The sequence below is a fragment of the uncultured Cardiobacterium sp. genome, assembly GCF_938028185.1.
Taxonomy (GTDB): Bacteria; Pseudomonadota; Gammaproteobacteria; order Cardiobacteriales; family Cardiobacteriaceae; genus Cardiobacterium.
Genome location: NZ_CALJAH010000091.1, coordinates 1 through 14236 on the forward strand (window position 1 = coordinate 1; position 14236 = coordinate 14236).

The 14236-nt window shown below is 58.5% G+C and carries 18 protein-coding genes and 1 pseudogene; 12 read left to right on the forward strand and 7 right to left on the reverse strand.

All coding sequences use genetic code 11. The annotated features are described in order from the left end of the window. The 3 genes and pseudogenes from Q0349_RS03040 to rph form a co-directional block, all read right to left on the reverse strand. A pseudogene (locus Q0349_RS03040) lies at nucleotides 1-200 on the reverse strand (hypothetical protein); the annotation flags it as partial. Between the two features lie 126 nt (nucleotides 201-326). Beyond that, nucleotides 327-989, reverse strand: coding sequence for a hypothetical protein (locus tag Q0349_RS03045; RefSeq protein ID WP_298079403.1), 663 nt, complete (start codon nucleotides 987-989; stop codon nucleotides 327-329). 196 nt (nucleotides 990-1185) lie between these two features. Continuing rightward, entirely contained in the window at nucleotides 1186-1902 is a 717-nt protein-coding gene (gene rph / locus Q0349_RS03050) for a ribonuclease PH (RefSeq protein WP_298079404.1), read from the reverse strand. Nucleotides 1903-2026: 124 nt separating this feature from the next. Between rph and Q0349_RS03055 the strand changes: the two genes are divergently transcribed. The 6 genes from Q0349_RS03055 (at nucleotide 2027) to Q0349_RS03080 (ending at nucleotide 6416) form a co-directional block, all read left to right on the forward strand. Beyond that, on the forward strand, nucleotides 2027-2875 hold the full coding sequence (locus Q0349_RS03055) for a YicC/YloC family endoribonuclease (protein WP_298079405.1): 849 nt from the start codon (nucleotides 2027-2029) through the stop codon (nucleotides 2873-2875). 69 nt (nucleotides 2876-2944) lie between these two features. Next, nucleotides 2945-3886 (forward strand): L-lactate dehydrogenase, encoded by a 942-nt coding sequence (locus Q0349_RS03060; protein WP_298079406.1) that lies wholly within the window; start codon nucleotides 2945-2947, stop codon nucleotides 3884-3886. A gap of 454 nt (nucleotides 3887-4340) precedes the next feature. Next, nucleotides 4341-4709, forward strand: coding sequence for a hypothetical protein (locus Q0349_RS03065; RefSeq protein WP_298079407.1), 369 nt, complete (start codon nucleotides 4341-4343; stop codon nucleotides 4707-4709). Next, on the forward strand, nucleotides 4706-4993 hold the full coding sequence (locus tag Q0349_RS03070) for a hypothetical protein (RefSeq protein WP_298079408.1): 288 nt from the start codon (nucleotides 4706-4708) through the stop codon (nucleotides 4991-4993). The genes Q0349_RS03065 and Q0349_RS03070 overlap by 4 nt, the downstream gene beginning before the upstream one ends. Before the next feature lie 74 nt (nucleotides 4994-5067). Further along, entirely contained in the window at nucleotides 5068-5349 is a 282-nt protein-coding gene (locus tag Q0349_RS03075; RefSeq protein ID WP_298079409.1) for a hypothetical protein, read from the forward strand. Between the two features lie 530 nt (nucleotides 5350-5879). Then, nucleotides 5880-6416: a C39 family peptidase gene (locus tag Q0349_RS03080; RefSeq protein ID WP_366916262.1), complete on the forward strand. Its 537-nt coding sequence runs from the start codon at nucleotides 5880-5882 to the stop codon at nucleotides 6414-6416. 95 nt (nucleotides 6417-6511) lie between these two features. On the opposite strand, the gene pdxK is transcribed toward Q0349_RS03080, so the two are convergent. After that, a complete protein-coding gene (gene pdxK, locus Q0349_RS03085; protein WP_298079411.1) occupies nucleotides 6512-7342 on the reverse strand; it encodes a pyridoxine/pyridoxal/pyridoxamine kinase in 831 nt (276 codons plus the stop codon). A 313-nt stretch (nucleotides 7343-7655) separates the two neighbouring features. On the opposite strand from pdxK, the gene Q0349_RS03090 reads away from it, so the two are divergent. From Q0349_RS03090 to Q0349_RS03100, 3 genes are all read left to right on the forward strand, one after another. After that, on the forward strand, nucleotides 7656-8063 hold the full coding sequence (locus Q0349_RS03090; RefSeq protein ID WP_366916263.1) for a cupin domain-containing protein: 408 nt from the start codon (nucleotides 7656-7658) through the stop codon (nucleotides 8061-8063). 223 nt (nucleotides 8064-8286) lie between these two features. Then, nucleotides 8287-8526, forward strand: coding sequence for a hypothetical protein (locus tag Q0349_RS03095; RefSeq protein ID WP_298079413.1), 240 nt, complete (start codon nucleotides 8287-8289; stop codon nucleotides 8524-8526). A gap of 105 nt (nucleotides 8527-8631) precedes the next feature. Beyond that, nucleotides 8632-10389 (forward strand): potassium/proton antiporter, encoded by a 1758-nt coding sequence (locus Q0349_RS03100; RefSeq protein WP_298079414.1) that lies wholly within the window; start codon nucleotides 8632-8634, stop codon nucleotides 10387-10389. A 71-nt stretch (nucleotides 10390-10460) separates the two neighbouring features. Here Q0349_RS03100 and Q0349_RS03105 read toward each other — a convergent pair whose 3' ends face one another. The 3 genes from Q0349_RS03105 to Q0349_RS03115 form a co-directional block, all read right to left on the reverse strand. Further along, the gene (locus tag Q0349_RS03105) at nucleotides 10461-10694 is read right to left on the reverse strand and encodes a recombinase RecA (RefSeq protein WP_298079415.1); all 234 of its coding nucleotides are present in this window, start codon (nucleotides 10692-10694) and stop codon (nucleotides 10461-10463) included. A gap of 140 nt (nucleotides 10695-10834) precedes the next feature. After that, nucleotides 10835-11614, reverse strand: coding sequence for a TatD family hydrolase (locus Q0349_RS03110; RefSeq protein ID WP_298079416.1), 780 nt, complete (start codon nucleotides 11612-11614; stop codon nucleotides 10835-10837). Then, nucleotides 11614-11802, reverse strand: a complete 189-nt coding sequence (locus Q0349_RS03115; RefSeq protein WP_298079417.1) for a hypothetical protein — start codon at nucleotides 11800-11802, stop codon at nucleotides 11614-11616. Before Q0349_RS03115 ends, Q0349_RS03110 begins: the two co-directional genes overlap by 1 nt. A gap of 52 nt (nucleotides 11803-11854) precedes the next feature. On the opposite strand from Q0349_RS03115, the gene Q0349_RS03120 reads away from it, so the two are divergent. The 3 genes from Q0349_RS03120 to ssb all read left to right on the forward strand — a co-directional run bounded on the left by Q0349_RS03120 (nucleotide 11855) and on the right by ssb (nucleotide 14144). Next, the gene (locus tag Q0349_RS03120) at nucleotides 11855-12253 is read left to right on the forward strand and encodes a hypothetical protein (RefSeq protein ID WP_298079418.1); all 399 of its coding nucleotides are present in this window, start codon (nucleotides 11855-11857) and stop codon (nucleotides 12251-12253) included. Then, on the forward strand, nucleotides 12250-13389 hold the full coding sequence (locus tag Q0349_RS03125; protein ID WP_298079419.1) for an MFS transporter: 1140 nt from the start codon (nucleotides 12250-12252) through the stop codon (nucleotides 13387-13389). Before Q0349_RS03120 ends, Q0349_RS03125 begins: the two co-directional genes overlap by 4 nt. 167 nt (nucleotides 13390-13556) lie before the next feature. Continuing rightward, nucleotides 13557-14144, forward strand: coding sequence for a single-stranded DNA-binding protein (gene ssb, locus Q0349_RS03130; protein ID WP_298079420.1), 588 nt, complete (start codon nucleotides 13557-13559; stop codon nucleotides 14142-14144). Nucleotides 14145-14236 lie beyond the last annotated feature (92 nt).

The following is a 14236-nucleotide window of genomic DNA, read 5'->3' on the forward strand; positions in this document are numbered from 1 at the left end:
TGGAAATGCTGGCGGGTGAGGGCGGCGGCGTAGCAGAGCAGGCCGATGGCAACGGCCGCGGTTGCGACGCCAAGCAGTTTGCCGCGGAAGAGGTTCACCGGGATGGCCAGCCACAGCGGCAGTTGCAGCACGTACAGGCCGACGCCGCGCAGCGCGAGGTATTGTTGTTTGAGTTTTTTTTGGGCGTCTTCGAGGTTCATCAGCGGAACAGGCTCATGCAGGCGGGGAGGAAAATGGCGCTGGCAAGCAGCAGCAGGCCGAGGGCGCGGGGGAAGGTCATGGGCGGTCGGGGGTGGGTTGCAAGTCGCGCGATTATAACGGTTTTGTCAGGTTTTGGCTTGCGGCGGGCGGCTGTCGAGACGGTCGCGCAGGACTTCCATCCGGGTTTCGAGGTCGCGCAGGGTGCGGGCGCGCTGGTGCTGGTGGCCGTACTGGATGTGGTCGTGGGTGTCGTGTACCAGTTGCAGCAGTTGGCGGCGGTTGTGTTCGCCCAGCTCGCTCGCAGGCAGTTGCAGGTAGAGCAGGCTGATGTACACCAGTTCGGGCAGGTACACGGTGAGCAGCGGGCGGTTGGCGCGGATTTTGTCGTCGTCGCCGCGCAGGCTTTCGAGGTAGGTTTCGCTGTGGTTGCAGAGTTGTTCGAGCAGAAGCCCAATGCGCTCGCCGTCGGCGCGGCTGCGGTATTGCACCGCGTTTTCGCGCAGCGCGGCGAGGTCGGCGTGGGCGCGGGCGAGGGTCTGCTCGTGGATGGTCGGCGGTTTGTGGATGTGTTGCAGGATGCGGCGGTGGTAGCGCAGCCACAGCCAGGGCAGGGCGGCAAGCGCCAGGCTGGTCATGAGCGCCAGCAGCCACGGCACGAGGTGGACTTCACCGCGCCAGAGGACGCCGTGGACGAAGCTCGCGCCGAAATAGAGGCTGATGAATGCCGCGGCGCTGTTGCTCCAGTAGCGCGCGGGCAGGGTTTTGAGGGTGGTGAGGATGGGGGGCATGGTGTTCAGGATGACTTTTTCGCCATTCCCTCTAAAGCCTCATACGGCGTTGCATCTCCTCGCCGTATAAAGGCGTACGCTTCGTCGCGGCGCCTTGTCCTGAGGCTTTAGGTGTATGGCCATATATATAAGTATCGGTGGCTGTCGGGTTTGTCCCCTTTTTTGAATTTGTCTGCGGTTGTTTGCCCGAAAGGGGTTATAGCCCCAGCGCCTGTTTCTGCACCTGCATGATTTCGCGGATGCCCTTGTCGGCCAGCGCCAGCATCGCCTGCATTTCTTCGTGGCGGAAGGCGTGGCCTTCTGCCGTACCCTGGATTTCGATAAAAGCGCCGCCGTCGTTCATCACGATGTTCATGTCGGTCTCGGCTTCGCTGTCTTCGGCGTATTCCAAATCCAACAGCGGCGTGCCGCGATACACGCCGACGGAGACGGCAGCGAGCTGGCCGTGCAGCGGGTTTTGTTTCAGCCGTCCCTGCTGAATCAGGGTGCGGATGGCATCCGCCAAAGCGACAAAGCCGCCGCTAATCGCCGCGGTGCGCGTACCGCCGTCGGCTTGCAGCACGTCGCAGTCAATCGTTATTGCGCGGTCGCCGAGCGCGCTTAAATCCACCACTGCGCGCAGCGAGCGGCCAATCAGGCGCTGGATTTCCACGGTGCGCCCCTGCTGTTTGCCACGGGCGGATTCGCGCACGGTGCGCTCATGCGTGGCGCGCGGCAGCATCCCGTATTCGGCCGTCACCCAGCCTTGTCCCTTGCCACGGAGGAAGGGCGGTACTTTTTCTTCGACGCTGGCGGTGCAGAGGACGTGGGTGTCGCCGCAGCGGATGAGTGCCGAGCCTTCGGCGTATTTGTTGATGCCGCGTTCGATGCTGACGGGGCGGAGCTGGTCGGGACGGCGGTTGCTGGCGCGCATGATGATTCCTTGTGGGTTAATGTGGGCAGGCCGCGCATTATAAGGGGTGCGCGCTGTGTTTTCCGGCAAAAGGGCGTATCATGCGCCCGACTTTCTTACAGGGACATTGCCCATGCGACAGAGTATGACCGCCTTCGCCCGCGCCACCGAAGAAAACGCGCAATGGCGCATCAGTGTGGAATTGAAATCGGTGAATCACCGCTTCCTTGAAATCCAGGTAAAAATGGGCGACACGCTGCGCCATCTGGAAGGCGCGATTCGCGAGCGCCTGCAGGCGGAAGTCGCGCGCGGCAAGGTGGAAATCTGGATATTCGTCGAGAACATGGGCGAGGGTAATGCGCAGCGGCTGGATGCCAATGCGCTCACCGCCTGGCTGGACAAGTTCGCCGCCGCCGACCCGCAGGCGAATCTGGGTGCGCCCGGCTGGAGCGACCTGCTCGCCCTGCCCGGCGTGCTGGTGCGTGAATACAACAGCGAAGACGCGCTGGATGCCGCCGTACTGCGCCTCTTTGACGCCGCACTCGCCGATTTCATCGCCATGCGCGCGCGCGAAGGCGAAGCGATTGCCGGGGTGCTGGGTGCGCGGCTGGACAGCATGAGCGCGGTGCTGGACGGTGTGGTTGCCGGGCTGCCGCAGTTGCAGGAAAAAACCGCCGCCATCATGCAGGAACGCCTGCGTACGCTGCAATTTGAGGCCGATCCCGCTATTGCCGGGCAGGCGCTGTCGCAAATACTGTCCAAAATGGACGTGCAGGAAGAGCTGGACCGGCTGCGCTTCCACATCGAGGAAGCGCGCAAAACCCTGCAACAGCACGGCGCAATTGGTCGCCGTCTCGATTTCCTCATGCAGGAATTTAACCGCGAAGCGAACACGCTCGGCTCCAAGGCGGGCGACAACGCGCAAAGCCAGGCATCGGTTGAGCTCAAAGTCCTTATTGAACAAATGCGGGAGCAGGTGCAGAACCTCGTCTGAGCCCGCCGCCGCAACCCTTAAACCCATCCAGCAAAACAAATCCTTCCAACCCACAAACAGGAGAAACCCATGGCAAAAGTAGGAATCATCGGCGCCGGATTCGTCGGCGCCACCGCCGCATACGCAATGATGCTCAACGGCACCTGTAGCGAAATCGTGCTGATTGACCGCGACGAACCGCGCGCCCGCGCCGAAGCTGCCGACATCGCCCACGGCGCGCCGCTCGCCAAAGGCGTGCGTGCCTACGCGGGCGACTACAAAGACCTCACCGGTGCCGCGCTGGTCGTCATCGCCGCCGGCTCCAACCAAAAACCGGGCGAATCGCGGCTGAACCTGCTGTCGCGCAACGCCGCCATCCTCGCCAGCATCGTGCCGCAAGTCGTCCAGGCCGCACCCGATGCGGTCGTGCTGCTTGTCTCCAACCCGGTGGACATCATGACCAGCATCGCCCGCGCGCTGCACCCGAACCCATCGCTGGTGATGGGCTCCGGCACCATCCTCGACAGCGCCCGCTTCCGCCAGCTCATCGGCGAGCGCGCCGGGGTCAATGCGCGCTACGTCCACTCCTACGTCATGGGCGAACACGGCGACTCCTCCGTGATGTGCTGGAGCGGCGCGCTCATCGCCGGGATGCCGGTCGCCACCTTCATGAGCGAGCGGCAAATCCCGTGGGACGACAAAATCAAGGAGGCCATCGCCTACGACGTGCGCAACGCCGCACTCGCCATCATTGCCGGCAAACACGCCACCTACTACGGCATCGGCATCGCGGTGAACAGCTTGGCAGACGCCATCATCAACGACCGCCACGCCGTCTTCACCGTCTCTGGCGACAGCCCGTTTGACGAAGTCTGCCTGTCGCTGCCGCGCCTCGTGGGTCGCAAAGGCATCCTCGAAACCCTGATGCCGCCGCTGAACAAAGACGAAAGCGTTGCCCTCTCGCACAGCGCGCAAGTGCTTTATGACGCGCAGGAAGGCGTGCTGAAAGACGGCAAACTGGTTTGCCTCTGATAACCTCACGGCAATAAAAACGGGCATCTGCTGATGCCCGTTTTTCATATCCAGAAACGAATCACCATAGGGCGCCCTCGTCGTACTGTCCCATTCCGTTTATAGCAATACCCAAAACGTTCTGTACAAGGCGCACCGCCGTAGCTGCAAAAAAATTGTCGCCATCACCCGGATAGTGCGCCGAGGCGCATCCTATGGCAGATTCTGTTCGTAGGCATTTTGACAGACAAACGCGTGCGTGCCTGCGGCACACACCCTACGATTCTATAGTCATCCACTGAAAGTTTCAGACAAGGCGCGTCGCTGAAGACAGTACCCAGTCAGCGGCGTAACACCGTATGAGGCTTTCGGTGGACGACCATATACGAAACCATGCGTAAAAATCGCCACAGCTTGACAAGCAAACACCATCAGGTGCGATGCAAACCAGATTAACGGAATTTATCGGAACAATATGTATGGAATCCAGAAATGCCGTCGTACTAACAAAAAATCGGCAGATACCTTTGATGCAAGGATGAAGGCAATGGATAACAGCGAATTTAACCTCACTATAATCCGTCTGGCCGCCATCTTCTATATTGGCTGGATTATGATGTCCACCAGGCCGGCAAAACAAAAACTGCTGGCCTTCATGTTGGCGGCGACAGGATTTTACATCTTTCATGCCATGATTACCGGCATCTATGACATCAGATTCCTCTTTTACTTCTTTGGTGGCATGACGGGCGTCGTTCTCATTGTCGCGGTTATCCGTTACCTGTTTATCAGCATTACAACGGCGTTTGAAAAATGGTGGAACAAGACCAAAGGAAGACCATGAGCTACTTCCAAAGCAATATCGGCCTTTTTACCTTACTGGCATTTGAAATTGGACGGCGGTTGTTTACCTTTCATATCCGCTGCCTGACCCATACACCAGATCGGAGACGGCTACTGCGTTTGGCGGTTATCGACAGCCTCGTCTATCTTTTTATAACCTTTATGATATTTGGCGTTATTGGTGGGTTTTGGCATTTTCCGCCGTTACTGGTGCTTTTATTATGGATGCACTTTTATATGTTTAACCTGCTGCGGGACAATAATTTTTTAGAAATTGTCATGTAACTTTAATCAAAAGTCTAGTGTTAAAAGCGGCCAGATTAAGTGCATAATAAGGAAATTGTCAAACAGGAAAAAGTATGACTCACGAACAACTGGAACACATCATAATTTTCATGATTCCTGCTGCCATTATTTATATTGGCACCATAACAGGCAATCAGGACAAACCATTCAAACAGAAATTATTACCGCTGGTTTTGGTTGCTGTCGCCATTTTTGCATTTGAATCTGTCGTCTTGCAGGAATTTATGCCATCTATATTTGCAGTAATTGTGATTGGTCTGATAACGCTGGCAGGAATACATCATACAATAATGCTTCATGCCCGCTCCAAACAGGAAAAACAGGACGAGGAATAAAAACCAATGCCGCATGAACATGGGTTAATTTTTAGCGTTGCCGAGGCCAGTACGTCTGCATACAATAAAACGTAAAACGGGGTACATGACCTCGGCAAGACAATGAAATTCTACAGGGGATTAAAACTATGGATGTTCATATAAATTCTATTTTGTTTGAGATGATTCTTGCTGTTTTTCTTATGATTCCGCTAAGGTTCATGGAGAAGAGGGCGGCATTAAAACCTATCAAGAAAAGATACTATTTTCTGGTTATTGTTGCCGTTACACTCGTATATTATGTTATCGCTTCATTTATACTGCATGAATGGCATGAAACCCTGTTGCACTGTTTTTCACCATTCTTATTTTTTGCAGGCTTTTTCTTGCTGCTTGACCCTTCAAAATATAGTGGCCGTTCATAGTTGGAGCGCTTCATGCGATACGGGATATTTTTGATATTAATCAGCAGTCTTGCATTCGCCGCAGCGCCTTTCCCGGAACACCGTGCGATTTTGACCGAACAACCGGCGGTTAAAAGCTGGAAGGCGATGCGCGATGCGGGCATCGTCAAACAGGATTACGATTTCTCCTGCGGCGCGGCATCCATTGCCACCCTGCTTAACCGCCAATACGGTCTAACTTATAGTGAAAAAGAAATCCTGGAATTATTAAGCAAGGAAGCGCAGGAAACCTGGAAAGCCTCCTTCGCCGATATGCAGAAAATCATGCCATCGCTGGGATTCCGCGCCGAAGGCTATGCTGTCTCCTTTGAGCAGTTGCAACAACTGCGCGCGCCGGTCATCGTCTATCTGCGCTACCGCAACAACGACCATTTTTCCGTACTCTACGGCATTGACGGCGAGACCGTACTGCTGGCCGACCCGTCGCTGGGTCATGTTTCCCTGAGCCGCGCGCAATTCCTCGATGCCTGGAAAACCCGCGACAGCCATTTGAGCGGCAAAATCCTCGCCATCGTCCCGGACAAGGCGCATCCGCATCCCGCCAAAACGGATTTTTTCACCCGCGCGCCGCAGCGCAGCACCCGGCACAGCATGGTGTTTGAGCAAATGCCATCGCGCTATTGAATAGAACAACGGGCATCGACGATGCCCGTTTTTTTGTCGCCGCAAGGGGGCAATCGCGCGTAGGGTGGGGCTTGCCCCACCATGAAAGGCGCTGTTCATTGCGGCGGGAAGCGTAGTTCGCCGCTGTTTTCAGTGGCGGTATAACGCAGCGCGGCGACGACCCAGTCGCCCGCCGCCTGCACCGCATCGTTGAGCGGCGCGCCGTTTAACAGGGAGGCGGTGAGCGCGGCGTGGAAGGCGTCGCCAGTGCCTTTGACGTCGCTCGCAATGCGCGGGTGATGGCTTTGCGCGACACCGTCGCGGGTAATGATGAGGTTGGCGATTTCGCCGTCTTTAGCGCCGGGGCTGCTGGTGACGATGATGGTGTGCAGGCGCGCGCCGAGCAGGCTGCGTGCGGCGGCGATGGTCGCGTCGAGGCTGTCGGTCGGGCGCTCGCTCAAATAGCCGAGTTCGTAGTGGTTCGGGGTGATGAGGTCGGCGCAGGCGGCGAGGCGGTCGCGGTAACTGGCGGCGAGTTCGGGGCGCACATAGAGGCCGCTGTCGTGGTCGCCCAGCACCGGGTCGATGCTGATGTGCAGTTGCGGGCGGCGTGCTTTTTCGGCGTCGAGCCAGTCGGCGAGGATGTCCGCCTGTTCGGCGCTACCGAGGTAGCCGAGGATGATGGCGCGGGTAGCATCCAGCGCGCGGCGGCGGTCGAGGTCGGCAAGGTAGCCGCGAAACCAGTCGGCGGGAATGGCGCCGCCGTGGATGGTGTCGTAGTGCGGGGTGTTGGAGTAGAGCACGGTTGGCACGGCGGCGGCGCGGATGCCGTGCCGGGCAAGCGTTGGCAGCGCGGCGTTGTTGCCGACGGTGCCATAGACGACTTGCGACTGGATGGAGAGGAGGTCAAACGGCAACGGGTTGCGGGCGGCGTAATCGAGGGGCATGGGTTTATTCCTTGTTGCGGGTCAATTTGCAGGGTAATTCTCACAAAGCCCTGTGCAGTATTGCGCCACTTTGCCGTACTGACTTTAGCGGCGCGTTTTGTACAGAACTTTGCGAGTATCGCCATACAGTTTATGCAATTTCCCGCTTTGGGTTCAAAGTCGATGCGCGGAAGCAGATATGCCCTCACCGCAGGGCGCGATTATGGGTTATGTGTCTCGCCTTTGCCGGCCATATCCTGGTCTGGCGTGTTATGCTGATGAGTCAAAGAAGGAATGGCATTGGGCGCCATTCGATGAAAACGAGGAGTCAAACATGAGCCAAAATAAATCCGTGCAACAAGGCATTTTCCCGCGGGGCGACAAAAACGACGCCTATGCGCCATTTTTTACCGGCCAGAGTTATCTGCACAAGCTGGTTGCGGATGCCGATATTCCACTGTCGGTCGCCAACGTCACCTTTGAGCCTGGCTGTCGCAATCACTGGCATATTCATACCGATGGCTATCAAATTCTGCTTGTCACTGCTGGCGCGGGCTGGTATCAGGAGGCGGGAGAGGCGGCGCGTGCGTTGCATCCGGGCGATGTCGTTGTCACCCACAAAGGCATCCGGCATTGGCACGGCGCGCAAAAAGACAGTTGGTTCAGCCATGTCGCCATTACTGCCGGGCAGACAGAATTTTTTGAGCCGGTTGATGCGCGCGCATATGACGCGCTGCATTGATTGCATTTTATGATTTGCCGTCCGTAACGGGCGGCTTACCTTTTTGTTTTTTTGAGATGGTGTGAAGTATTTTTTTCCACGCTTAAATGGCTGTTCATTCTTGTTCTTTTATTGATTGTCGTCAGCATCGCTTATGTCTGGCTCAATCCAACTTTCGGCGGCAAACCCGATGCGGTGAGCCTGAAACGCATTCAGGCATCGCCGCATTTTAATGGCAAAATTTTTGTCAATCTGGAGCCGACTGAGCTCGTCACTGCAAGCGAACGGCGTACCGGCATGGGCGATTTTCTTGCGGGCTATTTTTCCCCGCCCGCAGGCAAAGTTCCCGCTGCACCGTTATGAATGGCGCGAGCCGATTGAGCGCTTTACTGCCGCCGCCAAAGACCAGCCGCTGCCTGGCGAGGTATTTGATTACCGCGCACTGCCGCAACGCGACTGGTGGCGCGCGGTGCGAGACGAATGAACATCCCGCAAAGCGGCGGAATTTCCCCCGGCGGACATGGGCTTTTCGCTTACAATAATGGCATTTAATCAATCACCCGCCCCGCCAGCTTGAGGAAAACCGCTTATGGAAAGTATGAACCTGATGTTCCTGATTTTCGCCTTTCTCTTTTTTATCAGCATAGTAGCCACCCGCCTCTCGGCCTATATCGGGATGCCGCTGTTGCTGGTATTCCTTGGCGTGGGGATGCTCGCTGGCGAGGAAGGCATCGGCGGCATCGAGTTCAGCAATTTCCTCGCGGCGAACCTCGTCGGACAGTTGGCACTCGCCATCATCCTGCTCGACGGCGGCCTGCGCACCAGCACCGCCAGCCTGCGCATCTCGCTCAAACCGGCGGCGGTACTCGCCAGTTGGGGCGTATTGGCGACGGTATTGGTGCTTGGCCTCTTTACCACTTATTTCCTCAACGTCAGTTGGCAATTGGGCTTTTTGATGGCGGCCATTGTCGGTTCGACCGATGCCGCCGCAGTATTTTCATTATTGCGCAGTAGCGGCGTCCGCTTAAATTCGCGCATTCTCTCGACTTTGGAACTGGAAAGCGGCGCGAACGACCCGACTGCCATTTTTTTGGTGACGGCGATGATTACCATGCTGAACCAGCCGGAGAATGCCAGTGTCCTTTCCTTTATTGTGATGCTGCTGCAACAACTCTGCCTCGGATTATTATTCGGCTGGCTGGCGGGGAAAGGACTTGCCTGGCTCTTGCGCCGCATTGAACTGGCGGAAGGATTATATGCGCTTTTAATTGCATCCGGCGGGCTGATGCTTTTCGCCTTTACCAATCTTTTTGGCGGTAGCGGATTCCTCGCTGTCTATCTCGCCGGTATTCTCGTCGGCAATTCGCGCGGGCGCGCCAATGAGCCCATGCTCAATGTCATGGACGGCCTCGCCTGGTTGGCGCAGGCATCCATGTTCCTCGTTCTCGGTTTGTTGGTGACGCCGAGCCGTCTCTTTGAAAAAGGATTCTATGCGCTGATTATTGCCGCCTGCCTCATTTTGGTCGCGCGCCCCATTGCCGTATTCACTTCGCTGGTATTCTTTCCCTATGGCAAACGGGAAATGGCGTATATCAGTTGGGTTGGCCTGCGCGGTGCGGTACCCATTACCCTGGCGATGATGCCGCTGATGGAGGGTATTCCCAATTCCCAACTCATTTTTGACGTCATCTTTTCCGTCGTCATTTTCTCGCTGCTGATTCAGGGAACGACTCTCGGCTTTATGGCGCGCAAACTGAAAGTCGATTTGCCGCCGCGCCCGGAACCGCTATCGAGCGATGAAATCTGGCTGACCGACAAACTGACGCTGCAACTGCAATCCTTCCGCGTTGCCGAAAATTCCAAGGCAGAGCGCAGCCACCCCTATGCACTGACCCGCCTGAAACAATTTGCCAATGCCCGCCTCTTTGCCCTTATCCGCGATGGCGCCATCATGAAAGTCGGCATGAATTCCCAAATGAAAAAAGGCGATGTCGCCTGGTATGTTTTCCCGGAAGACCGGGGCAATGAATTTGCCGAGCAATTCGCCAGCAGCAAGCAAAGCGAAAGCGAGCAGGAATTTTATGGTGAAATTGAAGTCAAGCCGTATGTGCGCATTGGCGAACTGGCCAAGGCGCATCAATTAAACCTGCGCGAAGAAGACGCCGACCGCACGTTGGGGGAACTCTTCCGCGAACGGTTCGGCGATGTGCCGGTTGCAGGCGACCGCCTCGACCTGGACGGCTACGAAATCACCATCAAGGAGCTGGACGAACGCGGCTATATGAAATGGCTGGCGCTGAAAATGCCGCCAAAACCGGCGGAGGCGGAAGCCGTCGCGCCTGTATGACAAACGATAAAACCGCCGCGAGATGCGGCGGTTTTTTATGATTGTGCGGCAAGTGAGCGCCGCAACTTGCATCATTGCCGCTGCGCCCAGGCGATGGCGGTGGCAATCGCCGCGCGGGATTGCGGGCTGTTTTTCCAGCAACTGCTGCCGGTGAGCAGCGCGCCAAGCGACAGCACTTCTTCAATGTCGGCGTTGGCGAGCGCTGCCACGTCGTCCAGCCCCATTTGCGCGAGGCGTTGTAGCACGGTTTTGCCGATGCCTTTTTCGGCAAGCAGCGATGTTTGTTGTTCTGCGGTGAAGGGCATGGGGTGATTCCAAGAATTTATTTGGTGAGGCGTTTTTTGAAGCCGCTACTGGCTGCTGCAAGAACTCCGTGCGTGTCGCGATAAACCCCACCCCGACCCTCCCCCACAGGGGGAGGGAGCGAATTGGCGAAGGCCGGTATTCAGTCAATGCCAAAAAACCGTCGCGCGTTTTCCGTCGTCAGGCGGGCGACGTCCGCTTCGCTTTGGTCGCGGCATTCGGCGACGACGCGCAGCACTTCCGGCAGGTACTGCGGTTCGTTCACGCGCGGCAGCGGGTTCAGCGTTTTCGGGGTGAGGTACGGCGCGTCGCTTTCCAGCATCAGGCGGTCGTCCGGGATGTGGCGCACGGTGTCGCGCAATGCCGCGCCGCGCGCGGGGTCGCATATCCAGCCGGTGATGCCGAAGTACACGCCGCGCGCTGCCATCGCCTCCATTTGCCCGCGCGTGCCGGTGAAGCAGTGCCAGACCGCACCCGCGAGTTCCGGCAGCGCTTCGCCCAAAATGGCGCTGAAGTCGGCAAAGGCGTCGCGTTCGTGCAGGAAGACGGGTTTTTGGACGGTTTTGGCAATCGCCAGCTGGTCGGCGAAGCAGCGGCGCTGGTTCGCGGGCAGGGCGAGGTTGCGAAAGTAGTCCAGCCCCATTTCCCCAACGGCAACGCAGCGTGGTTCGCGCGCCAGGGTTTGCAGCAGCAGGCGGTGCGACGGTGCCTGCCATTCGTTGGCGTGGTGCGGGTGGAAACCGGCGGTGGCGTAGAGTTCGCTGTAGTGGTTGGCGAGCGCCAGCGCGGTTTCGTTGCTGGCGGCGTCGCTGCCGGTGATGATTTGCCGGGTGACGCCCGCGCGCCGCGCGTCCGCGAGGATGCGGCCGACGTGCGGCAACAGGCGGGGGCTTGCGAGGTTGCAGCCGATGTCAATCAGCATCACATTTTGATGAGGAAGATGACGAACAGCACCACCATCGCCACGAGGAAGGCGAAGGTGCCCCAGTGCTGCGGCGCGTTGCGGGAGCGCTCCATCAGCGCCTTGTAGCCGCCGTTTTTGACTTCGCGATAAAACAGATAGATGAAGTAGGCGCCAATGGCGACCGCGCCCAATTTATTCCAGTCCATACGGGTTTCTCCGGGGTAAAATGAGCGCGCATTGTACCGTAAGGATTTCCCCATGCCCTATCAAGACGCCAGCCCCGCCGGGCAACATTTCATGAATTTTTCCCGCCCGCTTGCGCTCGCCGTGGTCGCACGCGCGGCGGACGCACTCACTTTTGAGCTGATTTACGGTTTCGGCCAGTACCGCTTCGCCGCCGACCCCGCCCGCCATGACAGTCTCGCCGATTTGGCGCAAATGGCGGACGCGCTCGAAGCGGGGCATGACCACGTTGAGGCGGTATTCCGCGACGCTGACGGCGAAATCCGCCTGCTGTTGCAGGGCGATGATGATGTGCTGCAATTCGCCTGTTACGACGGCGCGGGCAGCGTGCTGCCGTGGTTGCAGGGCGATGCCGGGCGCTACGCCACCGCACGCATGATTCGCGAACTCCTCGCCAGTCAGGACGCCGCATGAGCCAGTCGCGCTGGCAACGCGGCGTTGCCGCCCTCACCGCCATTTACATCACGCGGATGCTCGGCCTGTTCATGATTTTCCCCGTGTTCAGCCTGTATGCGAACGAGCTGGCGGGGGCGAACAAAACCCTGGTCGGCATCGCGCTTGGCATCTATGGACTCAGTCAGGGGCTGTTGCAAATCCCCTGCGGCTGGCTCTCCGACCGCTACGGGCGCAAACCGGTCATCGCGGGCGGTCTCGCCCTCTTTGTCGCGGGCAGCCTGCTGGCGGCGTGTGCCAGCGACATATATATGATGATTGCCGCGCGTGCGGTGCAGGGCATGGGGGCGATTGCCGCCGTCGCGTTGGCGTATGCCACCGACATCACCCCGCCGGAAAAACTCGGCAAGACGATGGCGATTCTCGGCGCGAGCATCGGCATCGCCTTCGTCCTCTCGCTCATCCTCGGCCCGCTCATCGCCAACTGGATTGGCGTTGCCGGACTCTTTGCCCTCATCGCCCTGCTCGCCGCCGCCGCGCTTGCCGCCAGCCTGCGCCTGCCCGCCGTCGCCCACCCGACCACCAGCGGCGCGCAGTACCACGCCAAACCCGTTTACCAGGCCGCCGCCACCATCTTCACCCTGCACGCCATCTTCACCGCCACCTTCCTCGTGCTGCCGCCGCTACTGGTCGCAGGCGGCATTGACAAAGCGTACCACTGGTGGCTCTATCTGCCCGCCAACCTCATCGCGCTCGCCTTCATGCGTCGGAAAAACGCACCGCATCCGCTCAGTTTCGGCGTGAATTTCCTTATCCTTGCCGCCGGTGCCGCGCTGCTCGCCGTGCCGCTTAACCACACCGCCTGGCTGCTCACCGCGCTCACCGTCTATTTCATCGCCTTCTACCGTCTCGAAACCGGCCTGCCGCACTGGGTCGCGCAAAACGCCGCGCCGGACAGCCGGGGCAAGGCGATGGGCATTTACAGCAGCGCGCAGTTCATCGGCAGCTTCAGCGGCGGTGCCATCGGTGGCCGCCTCTGGCAAAACCAAAGCCCCGGCGTGGTACTCACCGCGCTCGCCATCGCCAGCGCCATCGCCGCGCTCATTTTGCTGAAGATGGGCAAAACCGCTACACTACGCGGCGCACAACAGCCCTGAAACACACATAAATCCCCGCTTTGTTCGCCCCCTCCCCTGCGAAGCGGGGGAGGGTTGGGGAGGGGGTGTAAAAATCGCGCAGCGACAAAACAGACGGCAGGCATAGCTCACACCAAACCAGCCTCTGACAACCCAGCAATCCAAAACCTGAACACACGAGGAAACACATGGCAGGCGTCAACAAAGTCATACTCATCGGCAACCTGGGCAACGACCCGGATATGCGCTATATGCCCAACGGCGAGCCGGTCGCGAACATCTCCATCGCGACCTCGGAAACCTGGAACGACAAAAACACCGGCGAAAAACGCGAACGCACCGAATGGCACCGCGTTGTCGCCTACCGCAAAACCGCCGAAATCATCGGCCAGTACACGCGCAAAGGCAGCAAACTCTACGTTGAAGGCAAACTGCAAACCCGCAAATGGACCGACCAAAGCGGCCAGCAGCGTTACACCACCGAAATCATCGCCGACAGCATCCAGTTTTTGGACAGCCGCAGCGGCGGCGAAAGCAACTTCGGCGGCGGAGGCGGCTACAACAACCGCAACAACGGCGGCTATGGCCAGCAAGGCGGCGGCTACGACCAGGGTGGCGGCTATGACGACTACAACCAGGACTACGGCGCGCCCGGCGGCAACCGCCCGCAACAACCGGCGACGCCGAACAAGCCCGTGCCGCCGCAGAACAACAACGGCGGCTTTGGCGGTCCCACCATTGACCAGGACAACTTCGACGATGACATCCCGTTCTGACCCCCAAAACCCCGCTGTAGCGGGGTTTTTAGAACCTGTTTATAGTCTGCGGGTAAAAGCGAAATTCCCCCTCCCCTGCAGGGCGAAGCCCG

Coding starts and splice junctions, on each gene's coding strand:
- Q0349_RS03045 (WP_298079403.1), bottom strand. CDS start 989: ATGCCCCCCATCCTCACCACCCTCAAAACCCTGCCCGCGCGCTACTGG.
- rph (WP_298079404.1), bottom strand. CDS start 1,902: ATGCGCGCCAGCAACCGCCGTCCCGACCAGCTCCGCCCCGTCAGCATC.
- Q0349_RS03055 (WP_298079405.1), top strand. CDS start 2,027: ATGACCGCCTTCGCCCGCGCCACCGAAGAAAACGCGCAATGGCGCATC.
- Q0349_RS03060 (WP_298079406.1), top strand. CDS start 2,945: ATGGCAAAAGTAGGAATCATCGGCGCCGGATTCGTCGGCGCCACCGCC.
- Q0349_RS03065 (WP_298079407.1), top strand. CDS start 4,341: ATGTATGGAATCCAGAAATGCCGTCGTACTAACAAAAAATCGGCAGAT.
- Q0349_RS03070 (WP_298079408.1), top strand. CDS start 4,706: ATGAGCTACTTCCAAAGCAATATCGGCCTTTTTACCTTACTGGCATTT.
- Q0349_RS03075 (WP_298079409.1), top strand. CDS start 5,068: ATGACTCACGAACAACTGGAACACATCATAATTTTCATGATTCCTGCT.
- Q0349_RS03080 (WP_366916262.1), top strand. CDS start 5,880: ATGCGCGATGCGGGCATCGTCAAACAGGATTACGATTTCTCCTGCGGC.
- pdxK (WP_298079411.1), bottom strand. CDS start 7,342: ATGCCCCTCGATTACGCCGCCCGCAACCCGTTGCCGTTTGACCTCCTC.
- Q0349_RS03090 (WP_366916263.1), top strand. CDS start 7,656: ATGAGCCAAAATAAATCCGTGCAACAAGGCATTTTCCCGCGGGGCGAC.
- Q0349_RS03100 (WP_298079414.1), top strand. CDS start 8,632: ATGGAAAGTATGAACCTGATGTTCCTGATTTTCGCCTTTCTCTTTTTT.
- Q0349_RS03105 (WP_298079415.1), bottom strand. CDS start 10,694: ATGCCCTTCACCGCAGAACAACAAACATCGCTGCTTGCCGAAAAAGGC.
- Q0349_RS03110 (WP_298079416.1), bottom strand. CDS start 11,614: ATGCTGATTGACATCGGCTGCAACCTCGCAAGCCCCCGCCTGTTGCCG.
- Q0349_RS03115 (WP_298079417.1), bottom strand. CDS start 11,802: ATGGACTGGAATAAATTGGGCGCGGTCGCCATTGGCGCCTACTTCATC.
- Q0349_RS03120 (WP_298079418.1), top strand. CDS start 11,855: ATGCCCTATCAAGACGCCAGCCCCGCCGGGCAACATTTCATGAATTTT.
- Q0349_RS03125 (WP_298079419.1), top strand. CDS start 12,250: ATGAGCCAGTCGCGCTGGCAACGCGGCGTTGCCGCCCTCACCGCCATT.
- ssb (WP_298079420.1), top strand. CDS start 13,557: ATGGCAGGCGTCAACAAAGTCATACTCATCGGCAACCTGGGCAACGAC.